Genomic DNA, 18,493 nt, shown 5'->3' on the forward strand with positions numbered 1-18,493 from the left:
GTGGCGATTTTGTTGTTAAAAGTTATGATGGTAAACAACACTTACGTTGTTGGAACTATTGAAGTGGAGGAGTTGTCCGAGCTGGAGGATACAGGGTATGAATTAGTTGTATTTGGCGAATACCCACCCGAAGTTTCACACCCACGTTCAGGATACTACCTTAATTATATAGATGGCGAATTCTCTTATGAACAGATACCTACACCAACCAAATCGCCGCAGGAACGACTGGAAGCATTGGAAGAAGAATCAACTGTGACAATGTTGGGATTGGCACAAGTATATGAGGAAAAAGAAACTGAGGTCACAAACGCAATGCTGGCAACAGCAGAAGTGTATGAATTATTATTGCAGCAACAAGCAGTAATCGAGCAAATGCAAGTTGAAATAGATCAATTGAAGGCAGCAGCCAATGGTGGTTAATATCTTCATTCGGCTGCTTTTGTTTTTCTTGAAGGGAGGCGAAGAGACTATGGTCACTGTATATGTTACTTTGATTATCAAAGGTGCTAAGACTTATGAACAAGTACCAGCTAACTTGAAACCTGCTGTAAAAGCTGAGTTGGAAGTTATGGAACTCGACACTAACGGTAAGCCGCTGGCTGCTTGATATTTGTTCTATAGCCTCGCTTAATGCGGGGCTTTCTTTATAATTACCTAACATGAAAGGAGAACAGAAAGTGGCAGGTAAAATAAAAAAGCAAGAACTAGATCAGTCGCTCATAAAGAATTTCGATGAAATTGGAGATTTAAGCGAACTTGAAACGACATCAAAAGATAATTTAGTTGATGCAATCAATGAGGTATATTCAGATTCGGGTTCAAAGAATGTGATAGTTGATAATTTTCCAGCGGTGCAGAAGGTGGAAGTGCAGAACTTCCCAAGTGGTAACTTGAGGATTATCCTGGAAACCATAAACGTGAAGATGAAGAACAATACTTCTCAGTCCTACACAGTCCCTGCTAAGGGGTATTATATGATTCAAGCTAGTCCATCAAATGTCGGACATATAAAATATGCAGTGACAGGTGGTTCGAGTAGTAATCATGGTGGATGGCTGTTGCCTGGGATGGTTGTTTACATCGATGGTGCATGTAGGCTGAACCTCAGCAACCCCACTTTAGATAATAGTAACGAGGCTGAATACTCAATATCGGGGTGGGGCGTTTAATGAATAACAGAAATCCAGTAATACCTCCACAGGGTAACGCAACAAAATATGACGTTGTGAAGGGCGCTAAATTTACTAGCGCCCGTACAGGGTATGTTGCCCAAGAAGGCAATATAAAAGATAAGCGCGAGGATCAAATGGTTATCGACTCCGATGAAGCTGCTAATGGAAAAGCAACCTTTAAGTATACGGATGGCGATAGCGTTTTAGACGAGACAACTAAGCTCGTTGCGATGGATGAGAATTTTATTCCCGGCAATATTAAAAAAGATGTAACAATATTTGGCATGAAGGGAACAGCAGACGTTGGAGGCGGCGGTGGCACAGGTGGTAATGCGCAGCCTGGGGATGTTATACAGGGGAAGACATTCACGAATGATGAGGGACAACAGTCGGGTCGTATGGTCAATTATTCCGATGAGCGTATTGGTCCGTGGAGTGTTACGCCTGATGATAGAAACCCAGGACTAATTGTAACACCGGAAACGGGATATTACGACGATCGTTCGGGGATTATTTTGACCGAGCTAAATTTCAAACCTGAGAATATTAAGAAAGGAGTATCCCTTTTTGGGATGTCAGGAACAGCGGAAACGGGTATGGTCTATCGCAAGGTGGGTATTTCTCCTATATCCGTAGTGGACAATTTCACACAGTTTAATGTGACCAAACAGGAAGTTGGTTTTGTGCCCAAACGTTTCGTATTCACTAGAAATAGTGGCTTTGATATTGTTATAGAGAACAGATACGAAACCGATCAAGGGGTAAATAATACCATCGTACCCAGTTCGATTAGCGGGATTCTAGGGAAAAATACCGACCCTTGGACAGTCCACTTTTCTTCTAAGGCAATAGCAAATAATCAAATCAACGTTGCGCGGGCTGCATGGGGAATGATTGAGACTCGCTTTTATGAAAGCGGAAACTACTATGTTCTAGACATCCGATGTGAAGTGGCTGGGGGTGTCTTAAAAGCTCCCATATCTACAGACTTCACCGCAAACATTGATTTTATATCTATTTAAACACGGGGGTATAAGCATATGCTTTATACAGGAAAATGGTTAATTAACAAGAGTATGCTAGAACAGGTAGTAGAGTAATGACCTTGGTCATGGATTAACGAAATAACCAATGGCTCCGCTTAAACGCGGGGTCTTTTTATTTTATTTGGGGGTGTATTAATTGTTTGAAATAAAAACTTTCATTTTACGGCCTTTTTGCTTCTATTGGGAGCATCATTTGACATGCATTTGGAGGTTGGTCGCCAGGACACTTCTAATTATTCTTATGGCGGCAGACTATTTAACAGGAATCCTCGTTAGTTTAAAAGAGAAAAAAGGAATAAGTAGCAATATTAGTTTTAGTTTAGGGTTTACTTAAAGAGTTAGCATAGCAATGTCTTTATAATGATATCATTTACTCATTAAGTCTATTGAGTACGTATCCCCTTATTTTTCTTCAATTTCCTGTTCTAACCAACAACAAATCACACCACCTAAGCCCTCAGCATGGTTAAATAGCACTTGTATAGTCTTATTAAGATTCGCCCAAAAATTGCAATCGCAATATTGTTGATTTTCTTTTCAGCTTAGGAAACAAAAGGAAGTTTTAAGTGAAGTTTTGTTTGGTTCCCAATGAGCTCCTACTTGCAGAACTTACGGATTAAAGATCATCCACAGACGCAGACTCTTTAGAGGAAATAGCCATACTTATAAGGCATTTACGAGCATTCATGTTTGCCAACCTGACCAAACAATATTCGCCCCTTCTCCCCCTCCCCGCCGCGGCAAACAAAACAGCAAAAAAACGGTTTCGGACAATCATACAACTGCACAAGTACAACGCATGATGAGAAGAAACGGCTGATGCCGTTCCTTGGCGCGAGGCAAGTTTCTTCCCCTTAAATTTTATATAATTTATCCGGCGAACTTATAAATTCTATAAAATCAGGTTTCTACCTAATAAATTTTGTCCAAAACCGTCTCCTATATATACTTCACCAGCAAAAGCTGCGAAATTGGCTGAAGCTGGCTGTACTGCAGTCCGCTTCGGCTGTTCTTTTTTCCTTAATCCTGCTGTTTTGCTAATCCTGCTTTTTCGCTTAATCCTGCTGTTTCCCTTAATCCCGCTGTTTCGCTTAATCTGGCGCCTAATCCTGCCGTTTCGCCTAATCCTGCTGTTTCGGACTCGCCAACGAATCTTTGGACAGCAAGTGATTCAATTCCTTCATAAACATATCGATATCTTTGAACTGGCGATATACGGATGCAAAGCGCACATAGGCCACTTCGTCCACCGGATAAAGCACGGCCATGACGAATTCGCCGATTTCGCGGCTCTCGACTTCAGCGACCGCCGTCGTGCGCAGTTCCTTTTCCACTTCGGATACAATAACCTCAAGGCGCTCGACCGAGACGGGGCGTTTTTCACATGCCCGTATAAGTCCGCGCAATATCTTGTCTCGGCTGAATTCCTCACGGCTTCCATCCTTCTTGATGACGATCAGCGGCGTTTCTTCAATCATTTCAAAGGTTGTGAAGCGGCGGCTGCACTTTTCGCATTCGCGACGTCGGCGAATGGACTTGTTCTCGTTAGCAGGGCGTGAATCAAGCACTTTCGTTCCCGAATAATCGCAATATGGACATTTCATCCCGTTGGTAACCTCCATCTTGGTGCTTTATTTTGATAAATAGATGACGTGATTGTCAGTAATGACGCGGCTTCTCCTATCCGGCAAAAAGAGGAAAAAATTTCTACATCTTTTTTGTTATGAAACTCGCTTAAACGCACATAATACAGTTACCAACCGCAAGGAGGTGAAAGACATGAGCCAAAATCGCAGCAGCAACCAACTGGTTGTCCCTCAAGCCAATGCAGCACTTGATCAAATGAAATATGAAGTAGCTCAAGAGCTGGGTATCGCTATCCCTCAAGATGGATACTACGGTAACATGGCAACGCGTGACACTGGTCACCTTGGGGGTCAAATCACTCGCCGCCTGGTACAAATCGCTGAGCAATCTCTCGCCGGACAATTTAAATAATACGGCCATAACTGAAGCTTCGATCAGTTCCTAACCGGAACTGATCGGGGCTTCTTCCCATTATGTATCAAAATCCGGGTATAAGTCCATGTACTTATTATAGTAATAAATGACTTTTTGTATATAGTGTCTGGTTTCCCCGTACGGAATATTCGATACCGTATCCTGCTTGCCGTCCCATTGCCCCTCGGAGAGCCATCTTTTTACTGTCCCGGGCCCGGCATTGTAAGCGGCGATAACCGCTATTTTATTATTTTTGAACTGCTGATTTAATTTTTGCAAATACCAGCTTCCCAGTTCAATCCCAATATCTGCCCGGTTATGCAGCTTGTCCATTGTAACACCGGTAAACTTCCCCTGCTCGACGATCCATTCTGCCGTATCTGGCATCACTTGCATAATGCCTAATGCGCCTTTCTTTGAAACCTTCCCTGTCTGGTAATTTGATTCCGCTCTGATGATCGCAGCTATTAATTGCGGTTCGACCCCGTAATTCTTCGCGCTAATTCGGATGTCCTCCTTGTACTGCACCGGATACATCCATCGCCCCATCCAGTCTGACCGCCAAAACATAACGGCCAGCAAAGCGATAACGAGCACGAGAAAAACCCGCTTCTTTAATAAGCGTCTCATGAAAAACCTTTTCCCTGCCAAAATTGTTCGACTTGCTGTCTTGTTTGCTCAAGCGTACCGCTGTTATCAATCAAATAATCGGCTTTTCTTTTTTTCTCTTCCATATCCATTTGCAGATCGATACGCATTTCAGCTTCTTCCCTTGTTATCCCCTGTCTGGCCATCAGACGCTCAATTTGCACCGCCCGCGGCACATAGACGACCATGACGGCCTCATACTGTTCAGCTTGTCCGGTCTCATACAGCAGCGGAATATCCGCTACTATGAGCGATTTTGGCGACGCGGCCGCATACGCCTTTATTTGCTGCTGCATTCGCTTGCGGATTGCGGGATGCATAATAGCTTCCAATTCTTTCAGCTTGCCCTTGTCCGGTGTAAATACAATTTGTCCGAGTGCAGCGCGATTCAAAGTCCCGTCCTCATGCAAAATCGCGCTGCCGAATCGTTCGACCAGCTCCGCCAGCGCAGGCTCGCCGGGAAGCACAACTTCCCGGGCCACCTGATCGGCATCGACGAGCTTCGCGCCCAGCTCTGCAAGCATGGTTGACACCGTGCTTTTGCCGCTGGCGATTCCGCCCGTTAATCCAAGTATCATGGTACCTCACCTCATTTATTCCATGCTCATTTAAAACAGTTTTAATATCCCCATCACAATCAACATCATGCCAGGCAAAATCGATAAAGACTGCATAACGCGAAAGGTAGAAAATCGAAAGCCCAGCTTCATCCCCGCCAGCAAAAACAGTCCGCTCGCTATGGAAATCAGCAATGCGGTCGGCAGCGGCGTGTATCCCACCATTGCCGCGCCAAAACCTGCTCCAAAGCTGTCCAGCGAAAGCGCAAAGCCGAGCAAGAGCGCTTCCGAAGCGGTAATGATGCCTGAACGGTCCACGTCGGCAATTTGCGGCTTGCGCAAAATTTGAATGACAAGGCCGAAGGAGCGCAATTCAAAGCTGAAGCTGACAATGGCATTTGTATCGGGCTCTTTCTCCTGCTCTTCTGCTTGCATAGCTGCTGGCGGCGGCTCCTGGCCCTCATCCTCCGGGCGCCGCTGCCTGCCCCGCCAATATTGCACCAAAGCCCACATTCCAATCAATATCAGCAGCGCAGCGCCAACCCAGCTTCCTATATCAGCCGACATAAAACGGGAAAGCAGAGCGCCTACCTGCATGGCCAGCCAAACAATAAAGCCTGAACATAGTGAAATTATCGCAATCGATAACAGCGGAATGCGAATCCGCCGCAAACCGTAAGTAACGCCTACCCCAAATCCGTCCAGACTGACGGCGAAAGCTAGCAATAATAATGAAGCCAGATGTGCGAGCAACAGATGTCCCTCCATTTGCAAGCGAAGTCCATTCAACGTACATTCGCCTATAATGGTACATCATATGCAGCACACTGGCTGTGGCGTGCATTAAGGCTGGCATTTGCCGCAATAATGCGTGCCTCTCCCGCCTACCACGATTTTGACGATCGGCGCGCCGCATGTATGGCACGGCTCATTTTTGCGGCCATAGACGAGCAACTCATGCTGAAACATGCCCATTTCGCCTTGGCCGTTAACATAAGACTTGACTGAAGATCCGCCTGCTTCTACAGCCCGCTGCAAAGTTATGCGTACAGCCGAATGAAGCTTTTCCCACTCCTCTGGCTGCAGGGAATCCGCTGCCCGTTCAGGATGCACGCCTGCTGTGAACAGCGCTTCATCCACATAGATATTCCCCAATCCGACGACATACGACTGATTCAACAGCAATGGCTTGATCTTGGTCGTTCTGCGGGCCAGCAAGCCCGTTAGCCGTTCCAGTGTAAAATCGTCCGCGAGTGGCTCAATGCCAAGCTTGTTCAGCGGCGGCAGCGCCCCTTCCTCACCGTCAGCAAACACATGCATCGTACCGAATTGCCGCACATCCTTGTAACGCAGCTCCATACCGTCCGTAAAATGAAAAATGACATGTGTATGCTTTTCTACCGGCTCGTCCCCCGGAAAGACGCCATAGCGCCCTTCCATGCGCAAATGCGAGACAAGCACAAGCCCGTCCAGCATCAGCTTCAAAAACTTGCCGCGGCGCTCCACCCGCTGGATCGTATGACCGGCAAGCGCATCGGCGAACTGCTCCGGCTCTGCCGGACGCTGAATAATCCGCGGCAGCATCACCGAGACGCTTGCAATTGTTTTACCCGCTACCAGTTCGTTCAGCGTCCGCCGAACGGTTTCCACCTCCGGTAATTCCGGCATATCTCTACACTCCTCTATTTCGCTTCATACCAATTGACGCCAAAATTGACATCGGCCTTTAACGGCACATCGAGATGCAAGGCCTGCTCCATTACTTCCGGCACCAGCGTCTTCATCGTCTCCAGCTCTTCCTCCGGCACTTCAAATACCAATTCGTCATGCACCTGCAGCAGCATTCGGCTGCGCAAGCCGCGCTCTCGCAATTGCTGGTCCATTTTGACCATGGCGAGCTTAATAATATCCGCCGCGGTACCCTGGATCGGCGTATTCATCGCTGTCCGTTCGGCAAATGACCGCAAATTGAAGTTTGACGCCTTGATTTCCGGCAAATAACGCCGGCGTTCCAACAATGTCGTTACATAGCCGTCGCGGCGCGCTTGCTCGACAATGTTTTCCATGTAGCTGCGCACCCCTTGGAACGTATCGAGATACTGCTCGATAAACCGGGCCGCATCGCGGCGCGTAATGCCCAAATTGTTGGATAAGCCAAAATCGCTAATGCCATAGACGATACCGAAATTGACCGCTTTTGCCTGGCGGCGCATTTCTGCATCTACAGCTTCAGGGCCGACGCCGAACACATCCATCGCCGTTTTGGTATGGATATCCATATTGTTAACGAAAGCTTCCTTCATCTTCTCGTCGCCGGAAATATGAGCCAGCACGCGAAGCTCAATTTGCGAATAGTCTGCGGCCAATATAATCCAACCCGGCTCCGACGGAACGAATGCATTACGAATCCGCCGTCCTTCCTCCAGCCGGATCGGAATATTTTGCAGATTCGGAAATTGACTGGATAAACGTCCTGTAGCCGCAATCGTCTGGCGGTAATACGTGTGCACTTTGCCCGTCGATTGTCTGATCTCTTTAAGCAGCCCTTCCACATAGGTCGACTGCAGCTTGGACAACTGGCGGTAGTGCAAAATCAGCTTGACGATGTCATGATATGGCTCCAGCTTTTCGAGGACGTCCGCATCGGTCGAATAGCCGGTTTTCGTCTTTTTCACGACTGGCAGTTCCAGCTTTTCAAACAAAATCTCGCCAAGCTGCTTCGGTGAATTAATATTGAATTCTACACCGGCAAGCATATAAATTTGATTCATGCTTTGCGTCAGATTATGCTCCAGCTCGGCGCCAAGCTGCTCCAATTTTTCCGGCAGCACCGTAATGCCTCTTTTCTCCATGCCTGCAAGGACAAAAGAGAGCGGCTGCTCCAGCTCGTAATAGAGCGCATGCATGCCGTTCGTTTCCAGCTCGCGCTTCTGCAATGGCGCAATTGTCCGCACCATTTGGGCTTTTGCTGCCAAGTGCTTGTACAATATTTCGGCTTCCGGCACTTTGAACTTCGCCCCTTTGCCGTATACAGCTTCGTCTGAAGCAGCTCCCGGCAGCGAGTAGCGCGCCGCCAGCATCGGCAGCGTCTGCCCGGATTCGGTAGGGTCGAGCAAATAAGCGGCAAGCAGCACATCGAATTCAACCCCTTGCAGCTCAATGCCCGCCCAGCTCAAAGCTAGCTCTGCCTTATGCCAGTCATAGCCCTGCTTTAGCGCCTCGGGGTCGGCCAGCCAGCGGCGCAGCACAGCTTGTACGGCTGGCAATTCCTCGTTTCCTCCACCGCCAAGCAATTGCTGTTCGCCTATGACGTAGACGCGCTCTCCGCTCGCGACCGCCATTCCGATGATCATAGCATGATGCGGATTTTCGCCAATCGCTTCAATATATACGCCGTCACTGCTGTATAAGGCGGCTTCGAGCTCCTTGGCATCCGTAGCGCTTCCTACTTCAATCAGCTCATAGGTAACTTCCATTTCTACGGCCGCCGCCGCACTGCCAGCTGCATCGAGCTCCAGCCGGTCGATCAGCGAGCGGAATTCCAGCTTGCGGAACGCTTCAGCCAGTGCTGCAGGGTCATACCCATTGTAGGTCAGCTCTGTTTTTTCATTTTCCAGCGGTACCTCGCGATAAATGGTCGCCAGCTTTTTGCTCATCGTTGCATCTTCTTGGTGATTTTCCACACGCTCCCGCATTTTGCCCTTCAATTGGCCGGCATTTGCCAGCACATTCTCTACCGAACCATATTCATGCAGCAGCTTGAGCGCCGTTTTCTCGCCGACGCCGGGAATGCCGGGGATATTGTCAGAGGTATCGCCCATTAATCCTTTCAGATCAATAATTTGCAGCGGCGACAATCCGTACTTGTCCATAATCGCCGCTGGCGAAAAACGTTCAATTTCAGTTACGCCTTTGCGGGTAAGCGCAATTGTAACGTTGTCGGAGGCCAGCTGCAGCATATCCTTGTCTCCGCTTACGACAACCGTCTCCACACCCCGCTCGTCAGCGATGCGCGTCCATGTGCCGATGATATCGTCAGCCTCATATCCGGCAAGCTCATATTGAGCAATGCTGAATGAACGAAGCAAATCCTTCAATACCGGGAACTGCTCGGACAGCTCTGGCGGCGTTTTCTCGCGGCCGCCTTTATATTCTTCATATCCTTCATGACGGAAGGTTGTTTTGCCTGCATCAAAGGCGACCAATATATGCGTCGGCTTTTCTTCCTCTAACAGCTTAAGCAGCATCGTTGTAAAGCCAAATACCGCATTCGTATGCAAGCCCGCTGAATTCGTCAGCTGCGGCATAGCAAAGAATGCCCGATATATAATGCTATTGCCGTCGATTAAGATCCATTTGTCCATCCGCTGCACCTCGCCCTTGCTTTCTTTTTTCCTTATATATAGGATACCATTAATTACGCCCAATCGGAATGTGGAAAAAAACGCATAACCAAAAACCCCGCTTCCTGCACATCATGTACAAGCTTCGGGGTTGTTCAACAGAGAACCATCCACAATATTCCATATCATCCAAACCGTCCGGTAATATAATCATCCGTTGCCTTTTCCACAGGATTGGTGAAAATTTGCTCCGTATTGCCGGTCTCGATCAGTTTGCCCATGTAAAAGAAGGCGGTTTTGTCAGACACGCGTGCGGCCTGATGCATATTATGCGTCACAATGACGATGCAATACTCCTGCTTCAATTCGGCGATCAATTCTTCGATCTTCGCCGTCGATACCGGATCAAGCGCCGAGGCCGGTTCATCCATCAAAATGATGGACGGGCTCACCGCAATTGAACGGGCGATGCACAGCCGCTGCTGCTGGCCGCCGGACAAAGCCAGTGCTGAGCGATGCAGCCGGTCTTTGGTTTCCTCCCATAGCGCCGCTTTGCGCAGGCTGTCCTCGACGATGGCATCAAGCTCGCGCTTGTCGCGCACGCCGTGATAGCGCGGGCCAAAAGCGATATTTTCATAGATCGATTTATGAAAAGGATTCGGCCGCTGCCACACCATGCCGATCTTTTGCCGCAGCAGCACGACATCGACGCCGGGATCGTTAACGTTGACGCCGTCGAGCCAAATCTCTCCCTTAGTTCGTACACTGTCGATCGTATCATTCATCCGGTTCAAGCTGCGCAAAAAGGTCGATTTGCCACACCCTGAAGGGCCGATCAAGGCGGTTACTTCACTAGGCGCAAAGTCGAGCGATACACTTTTGACCGCTTCCTTCTCTCCATAAAAAACACTCAAGTTTTTCACCGACAAGCGATTGTTCTTTTCCACTATTATTCCACCCTTTCTTACTTCGTCGCCGTAAACTTGCGATAAAGCAATCTGCCCAGCCAGCGTGCGCCAAAGTTAAACAGCAGTACCGTTATCACCAGCACAGCTGACGCTCCTGCAGCAATTTCGGCCGCATCCGGCGCAAGTCCTTCGCTGTTGATTTTCCAGATGTGCACAGCCAGCGTTTCCGCAGGACGGAACGGATTAAGCGGTGAAAAAGGACTGAACGGATTCCAGTCGGTGAAATCCAGCCGCGGCGAGCTCATCCCTGCCGTGAACATCAGCGCTGCCGCCTCGCCAAATACTCTGCCCGCTGCCAGAATGGTGCCGGTAATAATGGCAGGAAGAGCAATAGGCAGCATGACTGAAGTAATCGTCTTCCAGCGCGACAAGCCAAGCGCCAGCGATGCTTCCTTTTGTTCGCGCGGCACGCCGGCGAATGCTTGCTCAGTAATCCGTACCATTAGCGGCAAGTTGAACACCGTAAGGGCAATTGCGCCTGCAAACAGGGAGAAGCCGAAGCCAAACAGGTTAACGAAGACCAACAGACCAAACAAGCCGACTACAACGGACGGGAAGGAAGATAAGACTTCCACCACAAGGCGAATGGAATCGGTCACTCGTCCTGGCTTTGCATATTGGCTCATGTAAATGCCCGCGCCAAGACCAAGCGGAATCGTAATCAGCATTGTAAGAACAAGCAGAAACAGCGAGTTGAACAGCTGCGGGCCAATTCCGCCTCCTGCTTTAATCGTCTGTGGAGCAGAAGTGAGAAAATCCCAGCTAATATGACTCAAACCGCGGAACAGGATGAAGCCGAGCAGCCCGGCGAGGACCAACACAATAAAGGCGGCAACAGCAACGATGACAATTGTAGCAATCCGGTCGACCAGCTTTGCATTCATTTCGGCTTCCTCCTTTCCAAAAATCGTACAATAAAGACAAAGATGAACGTCATAGCCAGCAAGATTAAGGCCAGCGACCATAATGCATTGTTATGAGCCGACCCTGCGATCGTGTTGCCCATACTTAAAGTAATGACGCTCGTTAAAGTCGAAGCCGATTCAAACAATGAATGCGGCATATGCGGCGCATTGCCGATGACCATCTGCACCGCCAGCGCCTCGCCAAAGGCGCGCGCCATGCCGAGCACGACACCTGTAAGTAAGGCAGGCAGCACGGTCGGAAGCACGATTCTCGAGATCGTTTGCCAGCGGGTAGCTCCGAGCGCAAATGATCCTTCTTTCAATCCATTAGGGAGAGAGGAGAGCGCGTCTGCCGCAATCGTCGTAATCGTCGGCAAAATCATAATCGACAAGACGATTGCCCCGGCTGCCAGGCCGAACCCTTGGCCCGGAAAGATGCTGCGCATGAACGGCACAATGATACTAAGCCCGAAAAAACCGTAGACGACCGAAGGGATGCCGGCCAGCAGCTCGATGACAGGCTGCATATATTTCTTTCCGGCTCCAGGCATAATTTGCGTCATAAAGATGGCGGCGCAGCAGCTAAGCGGCGCAGCGATCAAGGCTGCAAGCAGCGAAGTGCTGAAAGAGCCGACGATAAACGGCAATGCGCCGAAAAAGGCGGGTTCGCCCTCTGGCGCCCATTTTAATCCCGTCAACAGCTCCCCGATGCTGACACCATTTTGCATAAAGGTAGCAAATCCGCGTGAGGCAACAAAGTAGACAATCGCAATAATAGTCGCAATCAGTACAATAATACAGAGCGCCGTATATATACGACCGATCCATTCCTCCCGAATATGCTGCTTGCCGGATGATCGCGTAATTGGTGCTGCGGCTTTTTTACTTACGGCCGATCGTTCCATATGACCTCTCCTCAACCCATTAATAAAGCGCGTCGGTGCCAAAGGGGCGGCTTGCCGACTCATACTCCCGGTGCCGCCATTTTAGCAACGCGCGCCTTTATTGCCTTCTATTTTGTCACATTGCCATCAACGTCGCGTTTTACTTGCATTTTGTTGACTGGAATGTAGCCAAGCTCAACAACATCGCCTTTGTCATTTTGCACTTCTTCGGATACCATGTAGTCCAGGAACGCTTTAGTTGCTGCGTCAGGCTCGCCTTTTGTGTACATATGCTGGTAAGCCCATACTGGATAGCTGCCGTCGATTACAGTTGCTTCTGTTGCTTCAGTACCTTCATATTTCAATGTTTTGATCGAATCATCGAGGTAAGAGAATGCCAGATAACCGATTGCGCCTGGCGTTTCGCCTACAAGCTTTTTAACTGTACCGGACGATTCCTCTTGAATCGAACCTTGCAGATCTTCTGTTTTAGTTCCCAATGCATATTTTTCAAAAGTTTTACGTGTACCGGAGCTCGCTGGACGGTTTACAATTGTAATTTTCTCGTCTGCACCGCCAACGTCTTTCCAGTTCGTTACTTTACCTGTAAAAATATCAGCCAGTTGCTGCTTCGTTAAGTTATCAACTGTTACATCTTTGTTAACGACTGCTGCCATCGCTACGACTGCCACTTGATGATCGACAAGCTCTTTAGCTTTAGGCGCGTCTCCGTCTGTAAACTTCTCTTCGGCAAAAATATCGGAGTTGCCGATTTGCGCTTGACCTTCCGATACTTGAGTCAGACCTGTACCGCTGCCGCCGCCTTGAACAAGAATGTTCACTTTAGGATTTTTGTCCATAAACTTTTTCGACACTTGCTCGACAAGCGGCTGCAATGCTGTGGAGCCTACAGCCAAAATCGATCCGGACAGATCGCTGCTGTCGCCTTCTGTTTTGCCGCCTTGCGTCGTATTGTTTTGCTTCGTTCCTTCATTAGTGCCGCTGTTTTTACCCGAATCAGACCCACTGGAACCGCATGCTGCCAAACTAATGGATAACATCAAAGCTACAACAACCAACAACATCTTTTTCATGTTTCTGGTTTCTCCTTCCGTATTCACGGTGTTTTATGTTTACATTTGTTATTGTAAGGGCATGTTATTAATCTGATATTTTCTTAATGTTAACGGAATAATAAACATACATAGATTTATTAAATAAAAACAGCTATCATTATAGAAAAAATAGATACTTCTCTCTATAAGGAGCTGTATTATTATGAATTTGTTAAAAATCAAAATCATTGTGCTGCTGGAACGGTTAAAAAAGGTCACCCTTGTTGCCGAGGAGCTTGGCCTTAAACAGCCGACAGTGAGCTTTCATATGCGCAAAATGGAGGAAGAATGGGAGCTTCCGCTCTTTGAAATCAAAACCGGTAAGGTCATCCTGACCGAGGCTGGTAAAACATTGCATCATTACGCAGTGCGGATAGAGCGGCTATATGAGGAAGCGGAATCGCGGCTGGCGGTCATGCGCAGCGGCGGCAGCAAACGCAAATTTACAATTGGCTTGTCCGCAATGGCTGGCAGCCTGCTGCTGCACGATTCGCAGCTTTTCGCCGCAGCGGCCGAACAGCAGCTGCAGCTCGCCTTTATTTCCGGCAAGGACCGGGAGCTGCAGCAAAGCTTGCTTGACGGCCATACCGATCTGATCGTTACAGGAGATGACGCCGCGTTGCCAGGCTGCATAACGCAAAAGATCGGTGAGGAGCAGCTTGTTCTGCTGCTTGCCGGCAGCCATCCGGCAGCTGTGCCCAATTTGTCGTCCTACCGTCTTGCGCAATATCCGCTCATTATGCTGGACGACGATTGTGTTGCAGCAGCGGTCAGCAGGTGGAAACAGCGCGAGGATACCCAACTGTCGACAAGCTGGAGCTCGGACAGGATCGAACCGATCGTTAGAGCTGTCGCAGACGGGCAAGGCGTAAGCATAATCCCCGGGCGCTATCCAGTTGACTCGGCCGCGGGCTTAATTACAATTCCGCTTCCCGGCACACCGGCGGTCTGCCCGCTATATGCGTTATGGCGCGGCGATACCCCGGAGCAGGCGTTTATTGAACGTTTTGTGCGAATCGCAAAGTCCGGATTCGGGAATAATTCGTAGTGTAGAGAAGCGGGTGGGGATTTATTCATATTGGTCGACTAAATGGATTTTCTACAGTTCGTTTTTTGTTTTGTTCGCTAGATAGTCGGACTAGATGGAAAACCTACAGTTAGAATGGGAGATCGAGATGGATAGACTCGATTTGGCCCGAACTAGCTGGATGATTTCCAGTTAGACTGCAAAAATCGCCTGTTCCGGGTATTCTACCTGCATAAAATCCAGATAGTTGTGGGGAAAGGAAATCAAGCACAGATTTTAAGGTTGAGCCCTATGTATTACTTTTTCTGCATAATCAACAGACGTGCATTTCATACAACAACTCCGGTAAATACAAACGATCCGCCATGGATTTATTGCGCAAACTGCAACATTGGAGCTACTTTTTCGCAATCGGACGGTTAATATAAATAGCCGCCCCCTTCAGCAACTGCTGCGGAGACGGCTTTATTGCCCACAATTGTTAGCTATTCAAATCGGGACGGGTTCCCGTTACCAGGTACACGACGCTTTCACCGATATTTGTCGCATGATCGGCAATCCGTTCGATATACCGGCCGACGAAGCTGAGCTGGTTGGCCTGCGCAATCGTTTGCGGCTGCTCCATCATCAGCGCAAACAACTCGCGAATAATTTGGCTGTACAGCGCGTCGACCAGATCATCGTCCTTGGCCATTTTGTAGGCGAGATCTACATTTTCCTGCACAAACGACTGGATCGATTCATAGATCATCGCTTGACAAATCTCGCCCATGCGAGGCAAATCGATCAGCGGCTTGATCAAAGTTTGGCCATCCAAACGCAGAACCACCTTGGCCACATCGACCGACAGATCGCCCATACGCTCCAGATCGCTGGCTATTTTGAAGGCGACAAGAATACGGCGCAAATCTTTGGCGACAGGCTGCTGGGTGGCAATCAGCCGCGAACCGATATCAAAAATATGTTCCTCCAGCCGATTAAGCTGTGTATCCTCGGCAATAATCCGCTTTGCTTCGGCAGTATCAAGCTTTTGCAAAGCCTTCATTGCATCGCCCAGCGCAACCTCAACCCGCTTGCCCATATCGACGATTAAATCATCCAGTTCGGCCAAACCTTGATCGAATTCTTTGCGTATCGTCATAGCTATTAGAACCTCCTCTAATTTATCCGAAGCGACCGCTAATATAGTCTTCTGTTCGCTGATCGCGCGGGTTGGAGAATAATTGCTCTGTTTCAGCATATTCCACCATTTCGCCATTTAAGAAAAACACTGTCTGATCCGATATGCGCGCCGCTTGATGCATATTGTGGGTAACCATGACGATTGTATAGCGCTCCTTCAGCTGCTGAGCCAGCTCTTCGATTTTGAGTGTCGAAATCGGATCAAGCGCCGATGTTGCTTCGTCCATCAGCAGCACGTCCGGGTCGACGGACAGCGCCCGGGCGATGCACAGCCGCTGCTGCTGTCCGCCTGACAGGCTGAGCGCAGAGCGCTTCAAATAATCTTTCACTTCTTCCCACAACGCCGCAGAGCGCAGGCTTGACTCAACCAGCTCATCCAGCTTCTGCTTGCTGCGGATACCGTGAAGGCGCGGCCCGTAAGCAACATTATCATAAATCGATTTTGGAAAAGGATTGGGCTGTTGAAACACCATGCCGACTTTTTTCCGCAGCGTTTCAACGTCAACTTCTTTGGAATAAATATTCGCGCCGCCAATCACGATCTTGCCTTCGATTCGCGTCCCGGGAATCATATCGTTCATCCGGTTGAGCGTACGCAGCAAGGTGGATTTTCCGCAGCCTGACGGACCGATAAAAGCGGTAATCGCTTTTTCCGGAATGTTCATCGATACATTTTTCAGGGCATGGAACGTGCCATAATAAAGGTTCAGCTTGTCGATCTCGATCAACGTTTTCGCTTGCGTCATTTGTGCTTGCATGGCGTTCTCCTCCGAATCCGTGAACATATGATGGTTCACTCTGCTTTTCATATATTAAGACGTCAATGTAAACTGCAAGCATGCAAATTGTTAAGGCAGTGTTAAAAAAAATTCTCATGTAACCTTTCCCGGTACTGTCTGATCTAATATTCGAACAGCAATTGAAGATTGCTAGTGTCAAGGTTAAGAAGAAAGGTGGATATATACATTGGATTCGACAGAAGCGTGTGTGCTTAAGGCCCAAGCCGGTGACAGTGAAGCCTTCATTATGTTAATGAAAGAGTTCGAGCTGCACTTGTACCGGATGGCCTGGTCCATGCTGAGGCATGATGCAGATTGTGCCGACGCCGTCCAGGAAGCGATTTTGAAAGCCTACCAATCGCTACACACATTAAGAGAGCCTGCTTTTTTTAAAACATGGATATTCCGGATTCTGATCAATGAGTGCAACAAACTATTGAACAAGCGAACGCCCTCTTTTGCCGGTGCGGAACTGCAAAGCAGCCCGTCGGGATTAGTAGAGTATGAAAATATCGATTTGCGGGAGCTGGTTGATCATTTGGAGGAAAGCTTGCGGATCGTTATTATTCTTCACTATTTCCATGATCTTCCCCTTGTTCAGATTGCCGATGTACTCGGCATTTCAAACGGGGCCGTAAAAACCCGGCTGCACAGGGGCAGAAAACAATTATTTTCCTGGTTAAAAAACACCCCCGAAAGGACGATGCGTTGTGGCACATAACGATTTGGACAATCATTTGCGCGAGTGCGGGAAGCTGCTTCCGGACCAAATAACACCAATCATGCGTTCCCGGTTCGATGAAACCTATGATCTGATCCGTCGAGAGCATCAAGCAGCGGCAACGCCGGAAATAGCAGCCGCCAATAACAGCAAAGGCACAAAAAAATTAAAGCCGCTGCAGAAAGCGGGTATAACCGCCGCAGCCGCAGTCATTCTCGGAGTAGCAGCTGCCAGTTCCGCCCTGATTTCCCCAACGATGGCCGAATCCCTTCAGAAAATGCCGATTATCGGCAACATCTTCAAGCTGGCCGGCGATTTCGGGCTGCAAAAGGCTGAAGAGCAGGGCTTGGCAACAACAGTCAATCAGAGCGCTTCCCATGACGGTTATACCATTACAGCTACAAAAGTATCTTATGACGGGATCCGAATCGCCCTGGAACTTACCCGTACAGCTCCGGAAGGAACAAAGGAGGCACTCTATCACCTGCGTTCCATTATGAATGACACAGCCGGCAAAGGTACCTTTAACAATATTGCGGTAGCACTGCCCTCTGGCCGTTACGGCAGCCTGTCATTAGGAACAGACCTGATTACTGAGCCGTCTGAATCTGTACTTGTACAAATTGAAAATTTATCGGGAGAGATCCCCGATCAATTCGATTTGTCGGTAAAAATGGGCTTGCGAGGCTACAAGCAGCCGTTTGAGTTAAAAGTGCCGGTAACAAAAATGGCTGGGAACGACGTGCTGACGGCAAATGAGACGAAAACGCATAACGGAATTGGACTGAAATTAACGACAATTGAAATGACACCCATCACAACCCGGATTACGGTGAAGCTCATGGACAAAAGTCTCCCATTAGACATGTCCCCTTATTTTGATATCGTGGACGATCAAGACAATTTTCCAAAACCGCTCAGCAGCATGCGCCATGAAGAGGAACATACCGTTGCGAGCACATATGAGGCTTTTCGCAGCAAACCTAAATCGATTACGGTTAAGCCATATATTTACGCTCCTGATAAAAAATATATCCCTGAACTGGAGTTCACGATTCCTGTTCCGTAAGTAGTAATCCCGACATTGCCGTTATGCTGGCAAATGATATAATCGCAATTAAGAGACGTCATCATTTGCTGTG

At 48.5% G+C, this 18,493-nt stretch carries 21 protein-coding genes; 9 read left to right on the forward strand and 12 right to left on the reverse strand.

From position 1 onward, the window contains the following. Nucleotides 1–12 precede the first annotated feature (12 nt). From ACFQ0N_RS10380 to ACFQ0N_RS10400, 5 genes are all read left to right on the forward strand, one after another. Nucleotides 13–423, forward strand: a complete 411-nt coding sequence (locus ACFQ0N_RS10380; protein ID WP_379325588.1) for a hypothetical protein — start codon at nt 13–15, stop codon at nt 421–423. After that, on the forward strand, nt 413–610 hold the full coding sequence (locus ACFQ0N_RS10385; protein WP_379325590.1) for a CD1375 family protein: 198 nt from the start codon (nt 413–415) through the stop codon (nt 608–610). Before ACFQ0N_RS10380 ends, ACFQ0N_RS10385 begins: the two co-directional genes overlap by 11 nt. Before the next feature lie 70 nt (nt 611–680). Then, nucleotides 681–1,172, forward strand: a complete 492-nt coding sequence (locus ACFQ0N_RS10390) for a hypothetical protein (protein WP_379325592.1) — start codon at nt 681–683, stop codon at nt 1,170–1,172. After that, nucleotides 1,172–2,197: a hypothetical protein gene (locus tag ACFQ0N_RS10395; protein WP_379325594.1), complete on the forward strand. Its 1,026-nt coding sequence runs from the start codon at nt 1,172–1,174 to the stop codon at nt 2,195–2,197. The genes ACFQ0N_RS10390 and ACFQ0N_RS10395 overlap by 1 nt, the downstream gene beginning before the upstream one ends. Nucleotides 2,198–2,432: 235 nt before the next feature. Beyond that, nucleotides 2,433–2,555: a phage holin family protein gene (locus ACFQ0N_RS10400; RefSeq protein WP_379326012.1), complete on the forward strand. Its 123-nt coding sequence runs from the start codon at nt 2,433–2,435 to the stop codon at nt 2,553–2,555. A gap of 787 nt (nt 2,556–3,342) precedes the next feature. Here ACFQ0N_RS10400 and nrdR read toward each other — a convergent pair. Beyond that, entirely contained in the window at nt 3,343–3,825 is a 483-nt protein-coding gene (gene nrdR / locus ACFQ0N_RS10405) for a transcriptional regulator NrdR (protein WP_379325596.1), read from the reverse strand. Nucleotides 3,826–4,000: 175 nt separating this feature from the next. Between nrdR and ACFQ0N_RS10410 the strand changes: the two genes are divergently transcribed. Then, nucleotides 4,001–4,219 carry an alpha/beta-type small acid-soluble spore protein gene (locus tag ACFQ0N_RS10410; RefSeq protein ID WP_379325598.1) on the forward strand — a complete coding sequence of 73 codons (219 nt, stop codon included), beginning with the start codon at nt 4,001–4,003 and terminating at the stop codon, nt 4,217–4,219. Between the two features lie 60 nt (nt 4,220–4,279). Here the strand turns inward: ACFQ0N_RS10410 and ACFQ0N_RS10415 are convergent, their stop codons facing one another. The 9 genes from ACFQ0N_RS10415 to ACFQ0N_RS10455 form a co-directional block, all read right to left on the reverse strand. After that, complete coding sequence (locus ACFQ0N_RS10415; protein WP_379325600.1) at nt 4,280–4,852, reverse strand: lytic transglycosylase domain-containing protein; 573 nt, start codon at nt 4,850–4,852, stop codon at nt 4,280–4,282. Then, nucleotides 4,849–5,448: a dephospho-CoA kinase gene (coaE, locus tag ACFQ0N_RS10420; RefSeq protein WP_379325602.1), complete on the reverse strand. Its 600-nt coding sequence runs from the start codon at nt 5,446–5,448 to the stop codon at nt 4,849–4,851. The genes ACFQ0N_RS10415 and coaE overlap by 4 nt, the downstream gene beginning before the upstream one ends. A gap of 30 nt (nt 5,449–5,478) precedes the next feature. Then, on the reverse strand, nt 5,479–6,195 hold the full coding sequence (gene ytaF, locus ACFQ0N_RS10425; RefSeq protein WP_379326015.1) for a sporulation membrane protein YtaF: 717 nt from the start codon (nt 6,193–6,195) through the stop codon (nt 5,479–5,481). 75 nt (nt 6,196–6,270) lie between these two features. Further along, nucleotides 6,271–7,095 carry a DNA-formamidopyrimidine glycosylase gene (gene mutM / locus ACFQ0N_RS10430; protein ID WP_379325604.1) on the reverse strand — a complete coding sequence of 275 codons (825 nt, stop codon included), beginning with the start codon at nt 7,093–7,095 and terminating at the stop codon, nt 6,271–6,273. A gap of 14 nt (nt 7,096–7,109) precedes the next feature. Continuing rightward, entirely contained in the window at nt 7,110–9,791 is a 2,682-nt protein-coding gene (polA, locus tag ACFQ0N_RS10435) for a DNA polymerase I (protein WP_379325606.1), read from the reverse strand. Between the two features lie 164 nt (nt 9,792–9,955). Next, complete coding sequence (pstB, locus tag ACFQ0N_RS10440; RefSeq protein WP_379326017.1) at nt 9,956–10,723, reverse strand: phosphate ABC transporter ATP-binding protein PstB; 768 nt, start codon at nt 10,721–10,723, stop codon at nt 9,956–9,958. 11 nt (nt 10,724–10,734) lie between these two features. Further along, nucleotides 10,735–11,622, reverse strand: a complete 888-nt coding sequence (pstA, locus tag ACFQ0N_RS10445) for a phosphate ABC transporter permease PstA (protein ID WP_379325608.1) — start codon at nt 11,620–11,622, stop codon at nt 10,735–10,737. Continuing rightward, entirely contained in the window at nt 11,619–12,548 is a 930-nt protein-coding gene (gene pstC, locus ACFQ0N_RS10450) for a phosphate ABC transporter permease subunit PstC (protein WP_379325610.1), read from the reverse strand. Before pstC ends, pstA begins: the two co-directional genes overlap by 4 nt. A gap of 107 nt (nt 12,549–12,655) precedes the next feature. Beyond that, the gene (locus tag ACFQ0N_RS10455; RefSeq protein WP_379325612.1) at nt 12,656–13,621 is read right to left on the reverse strand and encodes a phosphate ABC transporter substrate-binding protein; all 966 of its coding nucleotides are present in this window, start codon (nt 13,619–13,621) and stop codon (nt 12,656–12,658) included. Nucleotides 13,622–13,805: 184 nt separating this feature from the next. Here ACFQ0N_RS10455 and ACFQ0N_RS10460 point away from each other — a divergent pair, with 184 nt between their 5' ends. Next, complete coding sequence (locus ACFQ0N_RS10460; RefSeq protein WP_379325614.1) at nt 13,806–14,690, forward strand: LysR family transcriptional regulator; 885 nt, start codon at nt 13,806–13,808, stop codon at nt 14,688–14,690. Nucleotides 14,691–15,150: 460 nt separating this feature from the next. On the opposite strand, the gene phoU is transcribed toward ACFQ0N_RS10460, so the two are convergent. Further along, complete coding sequence (gene phoU / locus ACFQ0N_RS10465) at nt 15,151–15,810, reverse strand: phosphate signaling complex protein PhoU (protein ID WP_379325616.1); 660 nt, start codon at nt 15,808–15,810, stop codon at nt 15,151–15,153. A 22-nt stretch (nt 15,811–15,832) separates the two neighbouring features. After that, a complete protein-coding gene (pstB, locus tag ACFQ0N_RS10470; protein WP_379325618.1) occupies nt 15,833–16,609 on the reverse strand; it encodes a phosphate ABC transporter ATP-binding protein PstB in 777 nt (258 codons plus the stop codon). 268 nt (nt 16,610–16,877) lie between these two features. Here pstB (ACFQ0N_RS10470) and ACFQ0N_RS10475 point away from each other — a divergent pair, with 268 nt between their 5' ends. Beyond that, a complete protein-coding gene (locus ACFQ0N_RS10475) occupies nt 16,878–17,351 on the forward strand; it encodes a sigma-70 family RNA polymerase sigma factor (RefSeq protein WP_379326019.1) in 474 nt (157 codons plus the stop codon). Then, the gene (locus ACFQ0N_RS10480; RefSeq protein WP_379325620.1) at nt 17,341–18,420 is read left to right on the forward strand and encodes a DUF4179 domain-containing protein; all 1,080 of its coding nucleotides are present in this window, start codon (nt 17,341–17,343) and stop codon (nt 18,418–18,420) included. Before ACFQ0N_RS10475 ends, ACFQ0N_RS10480 begins: the two co-directional genes overlap by 11 nt. The last annotated feature ends 73 nt before the right edge of the window (nt 18,421–18,493 follow it).

It is taken from the genome of Paenibacillus sp. GCM10027626 (genome assembly GCF_042676285.1).
GTDB lineage: Bacteria > Bacillota > Bacilli > Paenibacillales > Paenibacillaceae > Paenibacillus_Z.

Coding starts and splice junctions, on each gene's coding strand:
- ACFQ0N_RS10385 (WP_379325590.1), top strand. CDS start 413: ATGGTGGTTAATATCTTCATTCGGCTGCTTTTGTTTTTCTTGAAGGGA.
- ACFQ0N_RS10395 (WP_379325594.1), top strand. CDS start 1,172: ATGAATAACAGAAATCCAGTAATACCTCCACAGGGTAACGCAACAAAA.
- nrdR (WP_379325596.1), bottom strand. CDS start 3,825: ATGAAATGTCCATATTGCGATTATTCGGGAACGAAAGTGCTTGATTCA.
- ACFQ0N_RS10410 (WP_379325598.1), top strand. CDS start 4,001: ATGAGCCAAAATCGCAGCAGCAACCAACTGGTTGTCCCTCAAGCCAAT.
- ACFQ0N_RS10415 (WP_379325600.1), bottom strand. CDS start 4,852: ATGAGACGCTTATTAAAGAAGCGGGTTTTTCTCGTGCTCGTTATCGCT.
- coaE (WP_379325602.1), bottom strand. CDS start 5,448: ATGATACTTGGATTAACGGGCGGAATCGCCAGCGGCAAAAGCACGGTG.
- ytaF (WP_379326015.1), bottom strand. CDS start 6,195: ATGGAGGGACATCTGTTGCTCGCACATCTGGCTTCATTATTATTGCTA.
- mutM (WP_379325604.1), bottom strand. CDS start 7,095: ATGCCGGAATTACCGGAGGTGGAAACCGTTCGGCGGACGCTGAACGAA.
- polA (WP_379325606.1), bottom strand. CDS start 9,791: ATGGACAAATGGATCTTAATCGACGGCAATAGCATTATATATCGGGCA.
- pstA (WP_379325608.1), bottom strand. CDS start 11,622: ATGAATGCAAAGCTGGTCGACCGGATTGCTACAATTGTCATCGTTGCT.
- pstC (WP_379325610.1), bottom strand. CDS start 12,548: ATGGAACGATCGGCCGTAAGTAAAAAAGCCGCAGCACCAATTACGCGA.
- ACFQ0N_RS10455 (WP_379325612.1), bottom strand. CDS start 13,621: ATGAAAAAGATGTTGTTGGTTGTTGTAGCTTTGATGTTATCCATTAGT.
- ACFQ0N_RS10460 (WP_379325614.1), top strand. CDS start 13,806: ATGAATTTGTTAAAAATCAAAATCATTGTGCTGCTGGAACGGTTAAAA.
- phoU (WP_379325616.1), bottom strand. CDS start 15,810: ATGACGATACGCAAAGAATTCGATCAAGGTTTGGCCGAACTGGATGAT.
- pstB (WP_379325618.1), bottom strand. CDS start 16,609: ATGCAAGCACAAATGACGCAAGCGAAAACGTTGATCGAGATCGACAAG.
- ACFQ0N_RS10475 (WP_379326019.1), top strand. CDS start 16,878: ATGTTAATGAAAGAGTTCGAGCTGCACTTGTACCGGATGGCCTGGTCC.